General features: G+C 74.5%; 7 protein-coding genes. All 7 read left to right on the top strand.

Annotation, left to right across the window (positions count from 1 at the left end; translation table 11 throughout):
* Positions 1-227: 227 nt before the first annotated feature.
* On the top strand, positions 228-1,256 hold the full coding sequence (gene sbnB, locus AB0I60_RS13285) for a 2,3-diaminopropionate biosynthesis protein SbnB (protein WP_360728929.1): 1,029 nt from the start codon (positions 228-230) through the stop codon (positions 1,254-1,256).
* Positions 1,257-1,292: 36 nt separating this feature from the next.
* On the top strand, positions 1,293-2,279 hold the full coding sequence (gene sbnA / locus AB0I60_RS13280) for a 2,3-diaminopropionate biosynthesis protein SbnA (protein WP_360728927.1): 987 nt from the start codon (positions 1,293-1,295) through the stop codon (positions 2,277-2,279).
* A complete protein-coding gene (locus AB0I60_RS13275) occupies positions 2,276-16,936 on the top strand; it encodes an amino acid adenylation domain-containing protein (protein WP_360728924.1) in 14,661 nt (4,886 codons plus the stop codon). The genes sbnA and AB0I60_RS13275 overlap by 4 nt, the downstream gene beginning before the upstream one ends.
* The gene (locus AB0I60_RS13270) at positions 16,933-17,742 is read left to right on the top strand and encodes an ABC transporter permease (protein WP_360728922.1); all 810 of its coding nucleotides are present in this window, start codon (positions 16,933-16,935) and stop codon (positions 17,740-17,742) included. Before AB0I60_RS13275 ends, AB0I60_RS13270 begins: the two co-directional genes overlap by 4 nt.
* 21 nt (positions 17,743-17,763) lie before the next feature.
* Complete coding sequence (locus tag AB0I60_RS13265; protein ID WP_360728919.1) at positions 17,764-18,975, top strand: cytochrome P450; 1,212 nt, start codon at positions 17,764-17,766, stop codon at positions 18,973-18,975.
* 93 nt (positions 18,976-19,068) lie between these two features.
* Positions 19,069-19,287, top strand: a complete 219-nt coding sequence (locus AB0I60_RS13260) for an MbtH family protein (protein ID WP_360728916.1) — start codon at positions 19,069-19,071, stop codon at positions 19,285-19,287.
* Positions 19,287-20,231 (top strand): ATP-binding cassette domain-containing protein, encoded by a 945-nt coding sequence (locus AB0I60_RS13255; RefSeq protein WP_360728915.1) that lies wholly within the window; start codon positions 19,287-19,289, stop codon positions 20,229-20,231. Before AB0I60_RS13260 ends, AB0I60_RS13255 begins: the two co-directional genes overlap by 1 nt.
* Positions 20,232-20,276: the final 45 nt, after the last annotated feature.

Genomic DNA, 20,276 nt, shown 5'->3' with positions numbered 1-20,276 from the left:
TGTCAACGTTCCGCGACGATTTATCGGAAACGGCGCGCAGGAGTTCCAATATATTTCCTCGGAGGTCGGTGCAGGTTGTGCCGACGCCGTCCCCGTCGCAGGTCGGATCCCCGTCGAGGCGGTCCGGGGCGAGCCGTCAGCCCGGTGTCAGCGGCTCGTCAGCCGGGTTCGCCAGCATCTTCCCGTAGACCGCGACCGATCGGTCGGCGGCTGTCCAGGGAAGGGGCGTGGACGTGACTCCTGCCTTCGCAGTCATTTCCGGTGCGCAGGTGCACCAGGTTTTGCAGGGTCGGGAGAAGCAGGTCCTCGAACTCATCGAGGCGGCCTACCGGGTGCACGGCGAAGGGGACACGGTCAACCCGCCGTCCTATTTCCTGCGGTTCCCGGAGGACCCGGCGTCGCGGATCATCGCGCTGCCCGCCTCGGTCGGCGGCGACATCGGCGTGCACGGCGTGAAGTGGATCTCCAGCTTCCCCGCGAACGTCGCCGAGGGCCTGCCCCGCGCGTCCGCCGTGCTGATCCTCAACGACCGGCGCACGGGCTACCCGATCGCCTGCCTGGAGAGCTCCATCGTCAGCGCGGTCCGCACCGCCGCGTCCGCCGCGCTGGCCGCCGACTGGCTGTCCCGCGACCGGGGCCGGCCGACCCGGGTCGGGTTCGTCGGCACCGGCCTGATCGCCCGGTACGTCCACACCTACCTGCACACCACCGGCTGGTCGTTCGACCAGGTCGGCATCCACGACCTCAGCGCGGACTCCGCCCGCGGCTTCCAGTCCTACGTGGACGACACCGCCGGCGGCAGCGCGAAGGTCCACGACAGCGCGGAATCCCTCATCCGGGACAGCGACCTGGTGGTGTTCGCCACCATCGCGGGCACCCCGCACGTCACCGACCCGGCCCTGTTCGACCACAACCCGCTGGTGCTGCACGTGTCGCTGCGCGACCTGTCGCCGGAGGTGATCCTCGCCTCCACCAACGTGGTGGACGACGTGGACCACTGCCTCAAGGCCAACACCTCCCCGCACCTGGCCGAGCAGGCGACCGGCAACCGCGACTTCCTGTCCGGCACCCTCCACGACGTGATGACCGGCGCCGTCCGGCCCCCGGCCGACAAGCCGCTGGTGTTCTCGCCGTTCGGGCTGGGCGTGCTCGACCTGGCGGTCGGCAAGCACGTCTACGACGAGGTGTCGCGGGCGGGCGACCTCGCCGTCGTGGACGACTTCTTCTACGACCTTGACCGCTACGGCAAGCGTTGAGCCGCCTGACCGCGGACCGCGCCTAGGAGTCGGCTCATGCCAGTGATATCCACGCCCCAGGAGTTCAACGTGGACGACCTCTACGTCGACCTCCGGCGGCTCACGGGCCACCCGCTGTACCTCAAGTGCGAAGGCTTCAACTTCGCGGGCTCCATCAAGCTCAAGGCCGCCAACGAGATGGTGTCCTCGGCGGTGCGCTCGGGCGCGCTGCACGCGGGCACCACGCTGGTGGAGAGCTCGTCGGGCAACCTCGGCGTGGCGCTGGCCCTGGTGGCGGCCAGTCGCGGGCTGAGGTTCCTGTGCGTGACCGACACCCGGTGCAACCTGTCGACCCGCCAGCTCATGACCGCGCTGGGCGCGGAGGTGCACGTGGTCACCGAGCCGGACCCGCAGGACGGGTTCCTCGGCGCGCGCATCCGGTTCGTCCGGCGGCTGGTCGAGGAGAACGCCGACCACCTGTGGCTCAACCAGTACGCCAACCCGGGCAACTGGGCGGCGCACTACCAGACCACCGGGCCGGAGATCCTCAAGAGCTTCCCCGGCGTCGACGTGGTGTTCATCGGCGCGGGCAGCACCGGCACGCTGATGGGCTGCGCCCGCTACTTCCGGGAGAACAGGCCGTCGGTGCGGGTGGTCGCGGTCGACAGCGTCGGCTCGGTCACCTTCGGCACGCCCGCCCGGCCCCGGATGCTGCCCGGCCTCGGTACCAGCGTGCGCCCCCCGCTGCTGGACGAGTCCTACGTGGACGAGGTGCTGCACGTCGCCGAGGCGGACTCCGTCCGGTGGTGCCGCGCCCTGCTGCGCGAGGGCTTCCTGTTCGGCGGCTCGACCGGGACGGTGCTGTCCGGCGCGACCGAGTGGCTGGCCCGGCACGACGGCGACCCCACGGCGGTCGCCATCGCGCCCGACCTGGGCGAGCGCTACCTGGACACCGTCTACCACGACCAGTGGATCGCGGACATCTACGGCGCGGACCTGCTCGGCGAGCAGGCGCCCGCGACGCTTGCGAGGAGAACGCCATGACCGACGCGCTGCCCCTTTCCGCCGGACAGGCCGAGATCTGGTTCGACGAGAAGATCAACGGGCGCGGCGTCGCGTACAACTCGGCGGGCTACCTCGACATCCGGGGCCCGCTCGACGTCCCGGCGCTGGTCGCCGCCGCGCGCGGCCTGGTGGACGAGGCCGAGTGCACGCGCACCCGCTACACCGAGGTCGACGGCGTGCCCGCGCAGGTCGTGACGCCGCTGGCGGAGCTGCCGCTGGCCCGGCTGGAGCTGACCGCGCGGGAAGCCGCCGACTGGATGGCCGCCGACCTCGCCACGCCGTTCGCGCTCGACGAGTTCCCGCTGTTCCGCTTCGCGCTGGTGCGCGTCGCCGAGGACCGGCACTTCTTCTACATGCGCATCCACCACCTGCTGTGCGACGGCTACAGCCAGGTGGTGTTCTGGCGGCGGCTGGCCGAGCTGTACGGCGGGACCGGCGGCGAGCCGATCCCGCCGCTGGCCGCGCTGCTGGCCGGCGAGCACGCCTACGAGAGCTCGCCCGCCGCCGCGAAGGACAAGGCGTTCTGGGCCGCCCGGTTCGACACCCCGCCCGACCTGGTGAGCCTGTCCACCCGGACCTCCGACGGCCCCGAGGTGCGCGGCTTCCTGCGCCGCACCGGGGTGCTGCCCGCCGCCACCGCGCAGGCGCTGCGCGACCTGGCCGGCCGCTCCGCGTCGACCTGGCCCGCCGTCGTGCTGGCCGCCGTCGCCGGGTACGCCCAGCGGCTGACCGGCGTCCGCGACGTGCTGCTCACCCTGCCGGCGACCGCACGGACCGGCGCCACCATGCGCGCGGTACCCGGCATGGTCGCCAACTACCTGCCGCTGCGCGTGCGCGTGCGGCCCGACGACACCCGCGCGGACCTGCTGCGGCGCACCTCGCGCGAGCTGATGCAGGTCCTGCGCCACCAGCGGTACCGGGTCAGCCGCATCCGCCGCGCGATGGGCCTGGCGAGCGACGACCGCCGGCCGTTCGGCCCGTTCGTCAACATCCTGCCGCAGCGGACCGCGTTCCGGCTCGGTGCGTGCGAGGTCGAGGTGAACAACCTGTCGACCGGGCTCATCGAGGACCTGATGCTCACCGTCGTGGACGCACCGGACGGCGGGCTGGAGGTCCACCTCAACGGCAACCCCGAGCTGTACACCGAGGCCGAGGCGGAGGCGCACCTCGCCCGGTTCACCGCGTTCCTGGACCGCTTCGCGCAGGCCGCCGACGACCAGCCCCTCGCGGCGCTGGAGGTCCTCACGCCCGGGGAGCGCGCCGAGTGGCTGGCCGCGACGACCGGCGAGACCCGCGCCGACCCGTTCACCGACGTGGTGGAGCAGGTCCGGGCGTTCGCCGCCGAACGCCCGGACGCCGTGGCCGTGGTGGAGGACGACCTCGACGTCACCTACGGGACCCTCGTCGCGCGGGCGAGCGCGCTGTCCCGCCGGCTGCCCGCCGCGCTGGTGGGCGTGCTGGCCGCGCCGGGCGCGGGGTTCGTCACCGCCGTGCTGGGCGCGCTCAACGCGGGCGGCGCGTACGTGCCGCTGGACACCCGCGCACCGCTGGCCCGCACCGCGCGCCTGGTGCGGGACAACGGGATCGCCCTCGTCGTGGTCGACGCCGCGCACCGCGCGCTCGCCGTCGAACTGGGCGTGGACCACGTCGTGCTGGACGACGCCGAGGACACCGCGCTCGCGCCCGTCCTGGGCGCACCGGACGACCTCGCGTACGTGATCTTCACGTCGGGCTCGACCGGCGCTCCCAAGGGCGCCATGGTGCACCGCGCCGGCATGGTGAACCACCTGCTGGCCAAGGTCGAGGACCTCGGCCTGACCGACGCGGACAGCGTGGTGCAGAACGCGCCGCTGACCTTCGACATCTCGGTGTGGCAGATGCTCGCCCCGCTGGTGGCGGGCGGCCGGGTGCGGGTGGTCGGCCGGGACACCGCCGCCGACCCCGACCTGCTGTTCGGCCTGGTGGCCGACGAGCGGGTCACCGTCCTGGAGGTCGTGCCGTCGCTGCTGCGCGCCGCCCTCGACGCGTGGGACGTCCTCGGCGCGCGGCCGAAGCTGCCGTCGCTGCGCGAGCTGGTGGTCACCGGCGAGGCGCTGCCGCCGGACCTGTGCCTGCGCTGGTTCGCGCGCTTCCCGACCGTGCCCCTGGTCAACGCCTACGGCCCCACCGAGTGCTCCGACGACGTGACGCACGCGTTCGTCACGGTCGGCGACGCCACCGGCCCGCGCGTGCCGATCGGCCACGCGGTCCGCAACACCTCCCTGTACGTGCTGGGCGACGACCTCGGCCCGGTGCCGACCGGTGTCCCCGGTGAGCTGTACGTCGGCGGCGCGGGCGTCGGCCGGGGCTACCTGCACGACCCGGGGCGCACCGCCGCCGCGTTCGTCGCCGACCCCTTCACCGGCGGGCGGATGTACCGGACCGGTGACCGCGTGGTGCGCCGCGAGGACGGGCAGCTGGAGTTCCTGGAGCGCCGCGACCACCAGGTCAAGGTGCGCGGCCACCGGATCGAGCTGGGCGAGGTCGAGGCAGCCCTGCGCGGCCTGCCCGAGGTGACCGACGCGGCCGTCCGGGTCGTCGGCGACGGCGGCGCCAAGCGCCTGGTCGGCTACGTCGTGCTCAAGGGCCGGGTCGACCTGCGCGCCCGGCTGGGCGAGCTGCTGCCGGACTACCTGGTGCCCTCGGCGTTCGTCGAGCTGGCCGCGCTGCCGCTGACCGCGCACGGCAAGGTCGACCGCGCCGCCCTGCCCGAGCCGGAGGCGGCCGGTGCGCCGGCCCGCGCCCCGCGCTCGCCCCGGGAACGGGTGTTGTGCGAGGTCATGGCCGACGTGCTGGGCCTGCGCGACGTGGGCGTGGACGACGACTTCTTCGCCCTGGGCGGCGACAGCATCAGCTCCATCCAGGTGGTCAGCCGGGCCCGGCGGGCCGGGGTCGTGTTCACCTCGCGGGACGTGGTCAAGCACCGCACGCCCGCCGCCGTCGCGGCCGTCGCCGAGGACGCCACGACGACCGCCGTGGTCGCCGACGACGGCGTCGGCGAGGTCGAGCTGACCCCGATCGCCCACCAGCTCCGCGAGGACCTGGGCGACCTCGCCCCGCGCACCCGCCAGTACAGCCAGCACGTCGTGCTGCACGTGCCGACCGGGCTGGACCTGGTCAAGCTCGCGGGCGCGCTGCAACGCGTGCTGGACCACCACGACGCGCTGCGCACCAGGCTGGGCGTGCCGCTGCCCGGCCTGTGGACCCTGGAGACCCTGCCGGTCGGCGCGGTCCGCGCCACCTCGCTGGTCCGCCGCGTGCCGTCGGCCGAGTCGGCCGACGTCGACGCGGTCGTCGCGGAGGAGGTCGCGCGGGCCCGCGCCGGGCTCGCCCCGGAGGAGGGCCGCGTGGTGCAGGCGGTGCTGGTCGACTCCGGCACCACCGCCCGGCTCGTCCTGGTCGCGCACCACCTCGTGGTCGACGGCGTGTCGTGGCGGATCATCGTCCCGGACCTGGCCGACGCGGTCGCGGGCCGGCCGTTGCAGCCCGTCGGCACGTCGTTCCGCCGCTGGGCCAAGGTGCTCGCCGAGCACGCCCGGTCCGCCGCGCGGGTCACCGAGCTGCCGCTGTGGGCCGCGCAGGCCCAGCCGGGCGCGCTGCTGGGCAGCCGCCCGCTGGACCCGGGGCGCGACACCTACGGCACCGCCCGCTCGCTGCGGCTCGTGCTGCCCACCGAGCGGACCGCCGCGCTGCTCACCACCGTGCCCGCCGCGTTCCACGCGGAGATCAACGACGTGCTGCTGGCCGGCCTGGCGGTCGCCGTCGCCGACTGGCGGCGCAAGCGCGCCCGGGACGGAGCGACCGACTCGGCCGTGCTGGTCGAGGTCGAGGGCCACGGCCGCGAACAGGTCGTGGACGACGTCGACCTGTCCCGCACGGTCGGCTGGTTCACCAGCGCGTTCCCGCTGCTGCTGGACCCCGGCGAGCTGGACCGCGCCGACCTGTGGGCGGCCGGCGGCAGCGCGGGCACCGCCATCAAGCGCATCAAGGAGCAGTTGCGCGCGCTGCCCGACCGGGGCATCGGCTACGGCCTGCTGCGCTACCTCAACCCGCAGACCGTCGGCGCCCTCGCCCGGCACGGCACGCCGCAGATCGGGTTCAACTACCTCGGCCGGTTCGCCTCGGGCGCCGCGACCGGGGACTGGACGCTCGACGCCGGCTCCTCCGTGGTCGGCACCGGTGTCAGCCCCGACATGCCGCTGCGGCACGTCCTCGCGGTCACCCCGGTCACCGAGGACGGGCCGGGCGGCCCGACCCTGGTCGCGGACTGGCTGTGGGCGGACGGCCTGCTGTCCGACGAGGACGTCGCCGACATCGCGCGGACCTGGTTCCGGGCGCTGGAGGCGTTCGTCGAGCACGCCGCGCTGCCCGGCGCGGGCGGGCACAGCCCCTCCGACTTCGACCTGGTCGCGCTGACCGAGGGCGAGATCGCCGCCATCGAGCGGGAGGCAGGCGCGGTGCAGGACGTGCTGCCGCTCTCGCCGTTGCAGAAGGGCCTGCTGTTCCAGGCCGAGTTCGACCGGGACGGCGCGGACGTCTACACCCTCCAGGTGGTCGTGGACGTGGAGGGGGCGCTCGACGTCGGCGCGTTCCGGGCGGCGGCCGAGGCGCTGCTGCGCCGGCACCCCAACCTGCGCGCGTCGTTCCACTCGCGGCCCTCCGGCGACGCCGTGCAGGTGGTGCCGGTGAGCGCCGCCCTGCCCTGGGAGGAGGTCGACCTCGCCGGGCTGGACGCGGCCGAGCGCGACGACGAGGTGCGCCTGCTCACCGACCGGGACTGGGTGCGCCGCTTCGACATGGCGGACCCGCCGCTGGTCCGGTTCACCGTCGTGCGCACCGGCACCGACCGGTTCCGGCTGATCTGGGCGGTGCACCACATCCTGGTCGACGGCTGGTCCATGCCGATCTTCGCGCGCGAGCTGTTCACCCTCGCCGCCAACGGCGCGGACCTGTCCGCGCTGCCGCCGGTCCCGCCCGCGCGCGGCTACCTGGAGTGGCTGGCCCGGCAGGACGACGAGGCGTCCCGCGCGGCGTGGCGCACGGCGCTGGCCGGCGTCGAGCCGTGCCGGATCGGCCCGGACGAGCGCGCCCGGGTCACCGACTCGCCCGCGTCGGTCACCGTCGACCTGCCCGCCGGCTTCACCGCCGAGCTGACCCGCTGGGCCCGTGCCCGGGGGCTCACCCTCAACACCGTCATGCAGGGCGCGTGGGCGGTTTTGCTGGGCCGGCTCACCGGCCGGCGGGACGTGGTGTTCGGCGCGGTGCACTCCGGCCGCCCGGTCGACCTGCCCGGCATGGAGTCGATGGTCGGGCTGTTCCTCAACACGCTGCCGGTGCGGGTGCGGCTCGACCCGGCGACACCGCTCGCGGACCTGCTGGCCCGCGTGCAGGACGAGCAGTTCGACCTCGCCCCGCACCACCACCTCGGCCTGGCCGAGGTGCAGCAGGCGGCCGGCACCGGCGAGCTGTTCGACACCGTGGTCAGCTTCCACAACTACCCGATGGACACCGACGGCCTGTCCGGGCTGATCCCGGGCGTCCGGCTGGTCGGCGCGGAGGGCAGGCTGGTCGCCGAGTACCCGTTCGCCCTGTCGGTCTACCCCGGCGAGGAGATCCGGCTGCTCGCGCAGTACCGGGCGGACATCTTCGGCGAGGACGAGGTCCGGGCCACCGTCGACCGGTTCACCCGGCTGCTGCGCACGCTCACCGGGCGGCCGGACACCCCGCTGGGCCGGCTCGACCTGCTCGCCCCGGACGAGCGCGCCCGCATCCTCGACCGGTGGGCCGGCCGGGTCGCCGACGTGCCCGCCGTCCCGGTCACCGACCTGTTCGAGGCGCGCGCGGCCGAGACTCCCGGCGCACCCGCCGCCGTGTTCCAGGGCACCACCCTGTCCTACGGCGAGTTGAACGCCCGCGCCAACCGGCTCGCCCGGCTGCTCGTGGCCCGGGGCACCGGGCCGGAGGACGTCGTCGCGCTGGCGATGCCGCGCTCGCTGGAGATGCTCGTCGCGGTGCTGGGCGTGCTCAAGGCCGGCGCGTGCTACCTGCCGATCGACGCCGGCTACCCGGCCGACCGGGTGGACTACATGGTGGCCGACGCCAAGCCGGTCGTGCTGCTGTCCACCGAGCAGGTCGCCGCGTCGCTCACCGTGGACGTCGAGGTGCTGGCGGTCGACGCGGTCGACTTCTCCGGCTACCCGGGCGACGACCTGACCGACGCGGACCGGGTCGCGCCGCTGCGCCCGCAGCACGCGGCGTACGTGATCTACACGTCCGGGTCGACCGGCAAGCCCAAGGGCGTCGTGGTCGACCACGCCGGGTTCGTGGCCATGGTGCTCAGCCTGTCCGACAAGTTCCAGGCCGGCCCCGACTCGCGGGTCCTCCAGTTCGCGTCCTACAGCTTCGACTCCACCGTGTGGGAGATGGGGCTGGCGCTGTTCAACGGCGGCGCGGTCGTGGTCGCCGGCGACGACGCGCGCGGCCCCGGCCAGGCGCTGGTCGACCTGGTCAACGACAACCGGGTGACCATGGCCTGCCTGCCGCCGGTCGTGGTGGGCGGCCTGCCCGAGGGCACCCGCCTGCCCGACGACCTGCTGCTGGTCGTGGCGGGCGAAGCCTGCCCGCCGGAGGTCGTGGCCCGCTGGTCGGCCACCCACCGGATGTTCAACGGCTACGGCCCCACGGAGGCCGTGCTGGCCTCGACCGTGGGCGGCCCGCTCGCACCCGGCCCGAAGCCGCCCATCGGCGTGCCCACGGCCGCGCACCGGGTCTACGTGCTGGACCCGCTGCTCCAGCCGGTGCCCGTGGGCGTCAGCGGCGAGCTGTACGTCAGCGGCGGCCTCGCCCGGGGCTACCTCGACCGGCCCGGCCTGACCGCGCAGCGGTTCGTGGCCGACCCGCACGGCGGTCCCGGCGAGCGGATGTACCGCACCGGCGACCTGGTGCGCTGGCTGCCGGACGGGCAGCTCGACTACCTCGGCCGCGCCGACGGCCAGGTGCAGCTCCGGGGGTTCCGGATCGAGCTGGGCGAGGTCGAGTCGGTGCTGCTGGCGCACCCGGACGTGGCGCAGGCCGTCGTGGTCGTCCGCGAGGACGACGGCGAGGACCGCAGGCTGGTCGCCTACCTGGTCACCGGTCAGCCCGGCACGGCGGTCCCGGCGGGCCTGCGGGAGGCGCTGGCCGAGGCGCTGCCGGAGTACATGGTGCCCTCGGCGCTGGTGGTGCTGGACGAGATCCCGCTGACCCCGCAGGGCAAGCTGGACCGCAAGGCGCTGCCCGCGCCGGACTACGCGGCCCAGACCCGGGGACGCGGCCCGCGCAACCCGGTCGAGGAGATCCTCTGCGGGGTGTTCGCCGACGTCCTGAACCTGCCGCAGGTCGGCATCGACGACGACTTCTTCACGCTGGGCGGGCACTCCCTGCTGGCCACCAAGGTGATCAGCCGGGCGCGCGCCGCGCTGGGCGTGGAGCTGCCGATCCGGGCGCTGTTCGAGGCCCGCACGGTGGCGGGTGTCGCGGAGCAGGTGGTCGGCGCGTCCGACGCCCGCCCGCCGCTGGTGCCCGCCGCGCGCGGCGAGCGGGTGCCGCTGTCGTTCGCCCAGACGCGCCTGTGGTTCCTGGACAAGTTCGAGGACGGCGTCACCGGCACCTACAACGTGCCGATGGCCGTCCGGCTCGACGGCGACCTGGACGTGCCCGCGCTGCGCGGCGCGCTGCGGGACCTGGTGGCCCGCCACGAGATCCTGCGCTCGGTGTTCCCCGACGTCGAGGGGGAGCCCTACCAGCAGGTCGTGGAGGTGTCGCCGGACCACCCGGCGCTGCCGCTGACCCGGCTGCCCGAGGCCGACCTGCCCGCCGTGCTGACCGCCGAGGCGGACCGGGGCTTCGACCTGGCCACCGAACCCGTCGTGCGGGCCCACCTCTACGGCGTCGCGCCCGCGCAGCACGTGCTGCTGCTGGTGTTCCACCACATCGCGTTCGACGGCTGGTCCATCGCGCCGATGGTGCGCGACCTCGCCACGGCCTACCGGGCGCGGGTCGCGGGGCGCCGCCCCGACTGGGCGCCGCTCGCCGTCCAGTACGCCGACTACGCGCTGTGGCAGCGGGACCTGCTCGGGGACGAGCACGACCCGTCGAGCCTGCTGTCCCGCCAACTGGCGCACTGGACCGGGGCGCTGGCGGGCGTGCCGGAGGAGCTGGACCTGCCGACCGACTTCCCCCGCCCGGCGGTCGCCGAGTACACCGGCGACGAGCTGCGCTTCGAGGTCGGCACCGACCTGTACCTGGCCGTGGTCGCGCTCGCCCGCGAGGCCGGGGCCAGCGTGTTCATGGTGTTCCAGGCCGCGCTGTCGGCGTTGCTGACGAAGCTGGGCGCGGGCACGGACATCCCGCTCGGCACGCCCACGGCGGGCCGGGGCGACGACGAGCTGGCCGACCTGATCGGCTTCTTCGTCAACACCCTGGTGCTGCGCACCGACACCGGCGGCGACCCGACGTTCCAGGAGTTGCTGCACCGCGTGCGGGACACGAACCTGGCCGCCTACCAGCACCAGGACGTGCCGTTCGAGCACCTGGTCGACAAGCTCAACCCGGAGCGGTCGCTGAACAAGCAGCCGCTGTTCCAGGTGATGCTGGCGCTGCAGACCAGCGACGACGTGCCGCTGGCCCTGCCGGGCGTGACCGGGCGGCTGGAGCCGGTGCGCTCGCAGCGCGCCAAGTTCGACTTCACCGTGCTGCTGGAGGAGCGGTACGCCGAGGGCGTGCCCGCCGGGATGCACGGCGTGCTGGAGTACAGCACCGAGCTGTTCACCGAGGCGTCCGCGCGCACGCTGGCCCGGCGGCTGGTGGACTTCCTGCGGACCGTGGTGTCCGACCCGTCGGCGCGGCTGAGCCGGGTGGACCTGCTGGACGCCGACGAGCGCGACGAGGTGCTGCGGACCGGCACCGGCCCGGTGCGCCCGCAGCCCTACCAGGGTGTCGTGGAGCGCGTCCGGTCGCTCGCGCTGGACCGCCCCGACGCGGTGGCCGTCGTGGACGACCACGGGTCGGTGACCTACGCCGGGCTCGTCGCGCGGGCCAGTGCCCTCTCCCGCCGGGTGCCCGGCGACGGGCTGACCGCCGTGCTCGCCGCTCCCGGGATCGGGTTCGTGACGGCGGTCCTGGGCGTGCTCGGCGCGGGCGGCGGGTACGTGCCGCTGGACGTGCAGGCGCCCGTGGCGCGGATCGCCGCGCTGCTGGCCGACAGCGGCGCCCGCGCGGTCGTGGTCGACGAGGCCCACCTGGAGCTGGCCCGCGAGGTGGCGGGCGGCATCGACGTCGTGCTGCTCGACGACGCCGAGGACACCGACCTCGCCCCCGCGCTCGGCGAGCCCGACGACCTGGCGTACGTGATCTTCACGTCGGGCTCGACCGGCAAGCCCAAGGGCGCGATGGTGCACCGCCGGGGCATGGTGAACCACCTGTGGTGCAAGGTGGACGACCTCGAAGTGTCCGATGTGGACACCATCGTGCACAACGCGCCGGTCACGTTCGACATCTCGGTGTGGCAGATGCTCACCGCGTTGGTGGCCGGCGGTCGCGTCCGGGTCACCGGGCGGGACACCGCCGTCGACCCGAACGCCCTGTTCGCCACCGTCCCGGACGAGGGCGTGACGATCCTGGAGGTCGTCCCGTCGCTGCTGCGCGCCGCGCTCGACGCGTGGGACATCACCGAGGAGACCCCCGCGCTGGCCGGGCTGCGCTCGCTGGTGGTCACCGGCGAGGCGCTGCCGCCGGACCTGTGCCACCGCTGGTTCGCGCGCTACCCGGACATCCCGCTGGTCAACGCCTACGGGCCCACGGAGTGCTCGGACGACGTGACGCACGCGGTCATCCGGTTCGGCGACGAGCTGGGCGACGCCCGCGTGCCGATCGGCCGCCCGGTGCGCAACACCCGCCTCTACGTGCTGGGCGACGACCTGCGCCCGGTGCCCGCCGGGGTGCCCGGTGAGCTGCACGTCGGCGGCACGGGCGTCGGCCGGGGCTACCTGAACGACCGGGCGAAGACCTCCGTGACGTTCATGGCGGACCCGTACGGCGAGCCGGGCGCGCGGATGTACCGCACCGGCGACCGGGTCGTGCTGCGGTCCGACGGCCAGTTGGAGTTCCTGGAGCGGCGCGACCACCAGGTCAAGATCCGGGGCCACCGGATCGAGCTGGGCGAGGTGGAGGCCGCGCTGCGGACCGTGCCCGAGGTCGGCGACGCGGCGGTCTCGGTCGGCGGCGACCAGGGCGGCCACCAGCGGCTGGTCGGCTACGTCGTGGCCGCGCCCGGCGCGGACCCGGACCCGCAGGCCGTGCGCGAGCGGCTGGGCGAGTCGCTGCCCGACTACATGGTCCCGGCGGCGGTGGTCGTGCTCGACGCGCTCCCGCTGACCCCCAACGGGAAGGTCGACCGCAAGGCGCTGCCCGAACCGGACCTCGCCGCCACGCGCGGCCGGGGCCCGCGCACGCCGGTCGAGGAGATCCTGTGCGGCGTGTTCGCCGAGGTGCTGGGCTCCCCGGAGGTCGGCGTCGAGGACGACTTCTTCGAGCTGGGCGGGCACTCGCTGCTGGCCACCCGGGTGGTGAGCCGGGTGCGCACGGTGCTGGACGTCGAGCTGCCGGTGCGCGCCCTGTTCGAGGCGCGCACGGTCGCCGGGCTCGCCAAGCTCGTGGCGGGCGCGGCGTCGGCCCGGCCCGCGCTGCGGCCCGTGCCGCGCGCCGGCGACGAGGGCCTGCCGCTGTCGTTCGCCCAGCGCCGCCTGTGGTTCCTCAACAAGCTGGAGGAGGGCTCCACCGGCACCTACAACATCCCGCTGGCGGTGCGCCTCACCGGCGGGCTGGACGTGACCGCGCTCGCCCAGGCGGTCGACGACGTGGTGGCGCGCAACGAGATCCTGCGCACGGTCTTCCCGGACGTGGACGGCGTCGCCTACCAGCGGGTGCTGCCCGCGCGCGGCGGCGTGCTCCGGGTCGACCGCGCCGACGACGTGGCGCGGGCGCTGGCCGAGGAGGTGGACCGGGGCTTCGACCTGGGCGCGGAACCCGCCCTGCGGGCCCGGCTCTACGTGGTGGACGAGCGGGAGCACGTGCTGCTGCTGGTGTTCCACCACATCGCGTTCGACGGCTGGTCCAGCGCGCCGCTGGGCCGCGACCTGGCCACCGCCTACGCCGCCCGCCGCGCCGGCGGGGCGCCGGCCTGGGAGCCGCTGCCCGTGCAGTACGCGGACTACGCGGTGTGGCAGCGGGAGTGGCTGGGCGTCGAGACCGACCCCGGCAGCGTCCTGTCCGCGCAGCTCGCGCACTGGACGCGGGTGCTGGCGGACCTGCCGGGGGAGCTGGCCCTGCCGACCGACTTCGCGCGGGGCGCGGTCAGCGACCACGACGGCGACGTCCACCAGTTCGCGGTGCCGCCGGAGCTGCACGCCGGGCTCGTCGCGCTGGCGCGGGAGACCGGGGCGAGCGTGTTCATGCTCGTCCAGGCCGCCGTGGCGACGCTGTTGACCAAGCTCGGCGCGGGCACGGACATCCCGCTGGGCAGCCCGATCGCGGGCCGCACCGACGAGGCCCTGCACGACGCGGTCGGCTTCTTCGTCAACACGCTGGTGCTGCGCACCGACACCGGGGGCGACCCGACGTTCCGCGAGCTGGTCCGCCGGGTGCGGGAGGCCGACCTGGCCGCCTACGCGCACCAGGACCTGCCGTTCGAGTACCTGGTCGAAGCGCTCAACCCGCCCCGGTCGCTGTCCCGGCACCCGCTGTTCCAGGTGATGCTGGCGTTCCAGAACGACGACCGGGCGGCCGAGGCGCTGCCGGGCGTGCTCGCGGCGGTCGAGCCGATGAGGGCGAGCCGGTCGAAGTTCGACCTGACCTTCGACCTGGTGGAACGGCAGCTCGACGGCGTGCCGGCGGGCCTGGACGGTGTCCTGGCCTACCGCACCGACCTGTTCCGCGAGTCCACGGTGAGCGCCATGGCGCAGCGACTGCTGCGCGTGCTGGCCGCCGCCGTCGCCGCCCCGGACGCGCCGCTGAGCGACGTCGACGTGCTGGGGGAGGGGGAGCGGCAGCGCGTCCTGGCGGAGTGGAGCGACGCCGCGCGCGGCACCGCCCTGCTCCCGGACCTGGTCGCCCGCCGGACCCGGCGCGACCCCGGCGCGACCGCGCTGGTCGGGCCGGACGGCCCCGTCACCTACCGGGTGCTGGGCGCGCGGTCGAACCGGCTGGCCCGGGAACTGGTCCGGCGCGGTGCCGGCCCGGGGCGGGTCGTCGCGGTCGCCGTGCCGACCTCGGCCGACCTGGCCGTGACGGCGCTCGCGGTGCTCAAGACCGGCGCGGCCTTCCAGCCGCTCGACCCGGCGGACCCCCGCCCGGTCGACGGCCCGGTGCTGGTCGTCACGACAGCGGGGTTGGCCGGACGGGTGCCCGGCGAGCTGCTGGTGCTCGACTCGCCCGAGGTGGTCAAGCTCCTGCGCGCCCGGGGCGGCGCGGCGGAACTCACCGACAAGGACCGGCTCGCGCCGCTGCGACCCGAGCACCCGGCCTGCGTCGACCACCGGTCGGGCGCGGTGACCACGCACCGGGAGCTGCGCGACCTGGTCGTGGACCTGCGGTTGCGGCACGCGCTGGGCGCGCAGGACCGGCTGCTCGTCGTCGGCACCGCGCCGGAGGTCCTCGTGCCGCTGGTGTCCGGGGCCGCGCTGGTCGACGCCCACGGGGACGTGGCGCGCGACCCGGCGGCGCTGGGCGCGCTGCTGCTGGACAGCCGGGCGACCGCCCTGCGGGCCGCGCCGGAGGTGTGGCGGTCGCTGGTCGACGCCGCTCCGGACGTGGTGCGCCGCCTGCGGGTCGTGGTGGCCGGGGAGTCGCCGGACGAGCCGCTCGCCGCGTCCCTGCACGCCCTCACGCCCGACGTGCGCGTGGTGAAGTCCGACGTGGACGGTGTGCGGCCGTTCGGCACCAGGGTGTACGTGCTCGACCACGCCCTGCGGCCGGTGCCGCCGGGCGTGCCGGGCGAGCTGTGCCTCGGCGGCCCGGCGCACGGCCGGTCCGACCGGCTCGTCGCCGACCCGTTCGGCGGTCCGGGCGACCGGCTGCACCGCACCGGGGACGTGGTGCGCTGGGACGGCGACGGCGACGTCGAGTTCCTCGACCGGCACGACCACCACGTCACGGTGCGCGGGTTCCGGGTCGAGCCGGGCGAGGTCGAGACCGCGCTGCGGGCCGTGCCCGGCGTCGCGGACGCCGTGGTGGTGGCGGCCGGCGGCCGGCTCGTCGGCTACCTGGTCGGCGCGGACGTGCCCGAACCGGCGGCGGTCCGGCGCGCGCTCGGCGCGTCGCTGCCCGACCACATGGTCCCGTCGGCGCTCGTCGTGCTCGACGCCCTCCCGCTGACGGCGGACGGGGCGGTGGACCGGGCCGCGCTGCCCGCGCCGGACCGCGCCCCGTCCCGCGAGCCGGGCACCGCCGCCGAGCGGCTGCTGTGCGAGGTGTTCGCGGACGTGCTGGGGCTGCCCGGCGTGCGGGTGGACGACGACTTCTTCGAGCTGGGCGGGCACTCGCTGCTCGCCACCGGCGTGGTCAGCCGGGCTCGCAAGGCCGGGCTCCGGTTCACCATCGCGGACGTCTTCGTGCACCGGACCGCCGAGGGGCTGGCGGCCGTGGCCGAGGTGCTGGAGGCGCCGGCGGCCGGGGCGTCGGCGGTCGCCCGCGTGTTCGACGAGGTGCGCGCGCTGGACGGCGGGGACGACCCGCTCGACCCGTTCGCCGTGGTGCTGCCGATCCGACCGGACGGCGCGAAGCCGCCGCTGTTCGTGCTGCACAGCGGACTCGGGTCGAGCCTGCCCTACGTCGGCCTGGCCCGCGCGATCGACCCGGACGTGCCGATCTACGGCATCCAGTCGCCCAGCGTCGGGCAGCTCGCCCCGCTGCCGGACAGCATCGGCGCGGTGGCCGAGGAGTACCTCGGCTACCTCCGGCAGGTCCAGCCCGAGGGGCCCTACCACCTGCTCGGGTGGTCGTTCGGCGGTGTGCTGGCGCACGAGCTGGCCGTGCGGCTCCAGCGCGACGGCGAGCGCGTGGCGCTGGTCGCCAACCTCGACGGCTACCCGCACCGGCCCGGCACCGAGGACGACGACGTGAGCGAGAACGAGCTGCTGCTGCGCGTCATGGAGGTGATCGGCCACGACCGCGCGGAGTTCACCGGGCGCGAGCTGAAGCCCGGCGACGTGGTCGACGTGCTGCGCCGCGACCGGCACCCGCTGGCCGAGCTGGGCGAGCAGCGGCTGCTGGCCATGCTGTCCGTGGTGCGCAACCACGGCCGGATCATGGAGACCTTCGTGCCCGGCGCGTTCGACGGCGACCTGGTGCTGTTCACCGCCGTCGAGGACCGCACCGACGCCGAGGTCGCGGAACTGGCCGACTCGTGGAGCGCGCACGTGACCGGCGAGGTCCGCGCGCACCGCGTGCCGTGCGGGCACGAGTACATGATGCACCCCGGACCGCAGGCGCTGATCGGCGCGGCGGTCGCGGACGAGCTCCGCCGGGTGCACGGCGACAACACCGGGGAGGCACGACCGTGACCACGCTCGACGTCCCGACCGCGCAGGCGCCGCTCGCGCCGGTCACCGAGGTGCTCGCCATCGCGGGCCGGCGGTTGCGGCGGCTGCGCCGCAACCCCGGCCGGCTGGTCGGCATCACGCTCAACCCGCTGATCACCATGATCGCGCTGGGCTACCTGTTCTCCAACGCGATCCAGATCCCGGGCAGCGCCAACTACATCGAGTTCATCTTCGCCGGCGTGGTGATGCAGGTCGGCCTGGCCAGCATCGGCCCGACCGCCATCGCGGTCGCCCTGGACGTGCAGGGCGGCCTGGTGGACCGGTTCCGGTCGCTGCCGATCTCGCGCTCCGCCGTCCTGGTCGGGCACACGATCGCCGACCTGCTGATCAGCCTCATCGGGCTGGTCGTCGTGGTCGCGGTGGGCCTGGTTTTCGGGTGGCGCTCGCACAGCGGGATCCTGCCGACGCTGGCCGGGTTCGCCCTGGTGGCCCTGTTCATCTTCACGGTGCTGTGGGTCGGCGTCCTGCTGGGCATGGTGTCGGACAACCTGGAGACCATCGAGTCCGTCGGCGGCCTGGTCGCCGTCGTGTTCTCCTTCCTGTCCAACGGTTTCCTCTCGGTGGACAAGCTGCCCTCCTGGATCCAGCCGATCGCCCAGTACAACCCGGTGAGCGCGGTCATCACCGCCTGCCGGGAGCTGTGGGGCAACCAGGCCGCCGGCCCGGCGGGCCCGGCCGGCGCCAACCACCTGGTGATCGTGCTGTCCCTGGGCGCGCTCTTCCTGCTCCTCTCCTACGTCGGCGTCCGCCGCTACCGCAACGCCTGAACCCCGAAGGACGCGCAGAACATGACCGCCGACCTGGCAACCGTCGACCTCGCCGACCCGCAGACGTTCCTGGACGCCGACCTGCACGAGCTGTTCGGGCGGCTGCGCGCGGAGAGCCCCGTGCACTGGAACGAGCCGCGCGACGACCGGCCCGGCTTCTGGGCGATCACCCGGCACGCCGACTGCGTCACCGCCTACAAGGACAACGAGCGGCTGACCTCCGAGCGCGGCAACGTGCTCTCGACGTTGTTGCAGGGCAACGACTCCGCGTCGGGCAAGATGCTCGCCGTCACCGACGGCGAGCGGCACCGCGCGGTGCGCAAGCTGATGCTCAAGTCGTTGTCGCCCCGGCTGCTCGGCGCGGTCGCGGAGCAGGTCCGCGCCCGCACCTTCGGCCTGGTGCGGGACGCGATCGCGCGCGGCGAGTGCGACTTCGCCACCGACGTCGCCGACCACATCCCGATCAACACCATCGGCGACCTGATGGACGTGCCCGCCGCCGACCGGCCCCGCCTGGTGGAGTGGAACAACCGCACGCTGAGCCGGATCAGCTCGGAGGACTCCGAGATGGACGAGTGGTTGGCGCGCAACGAGATCCTGCTCTACTTCACCGACCTGGCCGACCAGCGCCGCCGCAAGCCCGGCGACGACGTGCTCTCCGCCCTGGCCAACGGCCTGGTCGACGGGCAGCCGCTGGCCGAGGACGAGGTGGTGTTCAACTCCTACAGCCTCATCCTGGGCGCGGACGAGTCCAGCCGGATGTCCTCCATCGGCGCGATCATCGCCCTGGCGCAGCACCCCGAGCAGTGGCGCAGGCTCAAGTCCGGTGAGGTGGGCGTCGAGACCGCCACCGAGGAGGTGCTGCGCTGGACCACGCCCGCCATGCACTTCGGCCGGCGTGCCGTGGCCGACGTGGAGCTGGGCGGCAGGACCATCCGCGACGGTGACGTGGTCACGATGTGGAACACCTCGGCGAACCTCGACGAGGAGGTCTTCGCCGACCCGACGCGGTTCGACCTGGCCCGCACCCCCAACCGGCACATCGCCTTCGGCTTCGGCCCGCACTTCTGCCTGGGCGCGTTCCTGGGCCGCGCGCACGTCGGCTCGGTGCTGGAGGCGCTGCGCGACGAGGTCGCGGAGATCCGGGTGCCCGGACCGGGCACCCGGTTGTACTCCAACTTCGTCCACGGCTACAGCAGCCTGCCGGTCGAGCTGGTGCCGGAACCGCGCTGAGCCATCACCGATCCGTCAGCGCGCGGTCAGCGCGCGCGGAGAGCATCGAGCCGACCGGGGTGCCACCCCGCCGCGAGGGTACGGAGAACCGAAGTGACGAACCCCTTTGACGACCAGGACGGCCGTTTTCTGGTGCTGGTGAACGACGAGGGCCAGCACTGCCTGTGGCCCGCGTTCGCCCGCGTGCCCGCCGGGTGGACCGTGGCGCTGGAGGAGACGACGCGGGACGCGGCGCTGGCCCACGTCGAGGACAACTGGACCGACATGCGACCGCGCAGCCTGCGCGAGGCGCACGAGAGCAAGGCGGGCTGATGGACCTCGCGATCGAAGTCTCCGGGCTGCGCAAGACCTACGGCGGCACCGAGGCGCTGCGCGGCGTCGACCTGTCCGTCCGGACCGGTTCCGTGCTCGGCGTGCTGGGTCCCAACGGCGCGGGCAAGACCACCACCGTCCGGGTCATGGCGACCCTGCTGGAGCCCGACGGCGGCACGGCCCGGGTCGCCGGCTTCGACGTCGTGCGGCACCCGCGCGAGGTGCGCCGCCGGATCGGCCTGGCCGGCCAGAACGCGGCGGTGGACGAGCTGCTCACCGGCCGGGAGAACCTCGTCCTGCTGGGCCGGCTGCTGCACCTGGGCGGGAGCGGTGCCCGCAGCCGGGCGCGGGAGCTGCTGGAGCGCTTCGACCTGGTGGCCGCCGGCGACCGCCCGGTGGGCACCTACTCCGGCGGGATGCGCCGCCGGCTGGACCTGGCGAGCTGCCTGGTCGGCAACCCGCAGGTGCTGTTCCTCGACGAGCCCACCACCGGCCTGGACCCGGCCAGCCGCCAGGCGCTGTGGAACACCGTGCGCGGGCTGGTGGACGACGGCGTGACCGTCCTGCTGACCACCCAGTACCTGGAGGAGGCCGACTACCTGGCCGACCAGATCGTGGTCATCGCCGCCGGGCGGGTCATCGCGGACGGCACCCCCGACGAGCTCAAGCGCAAGGTCGGCCAGGAGTGGCTGGAGGTCGCCGTCGCCCTGCCCGACCGGGTGCCCGACGCGCTGGCCGCCCTCGGCCCGCTCGCCATCGACGCACCGACGGCGGACGCCGGCAAGGGCCTCGTCAAGCTGCAATTGAAAGACGGTATGGACGGTATCGCCACAGCCGCAGTCGCGCTTCGGGATGCCGGAGTGGACGTGGCCGACTTCTCCCTGCGCCGACCGACCCTGGACGACGTGTTCTTCAACCTCGTCGGACACCCGACGGACGGATGAGGACGACCGAGCAGGAAGGATCCGCCGTGCTGTTGCGCACGCAGA

Source organism: Actinosynnema sp. NPDC050436 (genome assembly GCF_040655415.1).
In the GTDB taxonomy this organism is placed as follows: Bacteria; Actinomycetota; Actinomycetes; order Mycobacteriales; family Pseudonocardiaceae; genus Actinosynnema.
The sequence above is the reverse complement of the archived record's forward strand: the minus strand, read 5'-3'. Positions and strand labels throughout refer to the sequence as shown.

Coding starts and splice junctions, on each gene's coding strand:
- sbnA (WP_360728927.1), top strand. CDS start 1,293: ATGCCAGTGATATCCACGCCCCAGGAGTTCAACGTGGACGACCTCTAC.
- AB0I60_RS13275 (WP_360728924.1), top strand. CDS start 2,276: ATGACCGACGCGCTGCCCCTTTCCGCCGGACAGGCCGAGATCTGGTTC.
- AB0I60_RS13265 (WP_360728919.1), top strand. CDS start 17,764: ATGACCGCCGACCTGGCAACCGTCGACCTCGCCGACCCGCAGACGTTC.
- AB0I60_RS13255 (WP_360728915.1), top strand. CDS start 19,287: ATGGACCTCGCGATCGAAGTCTCCGGGCTGCGCAAGACCTACGGCGGC.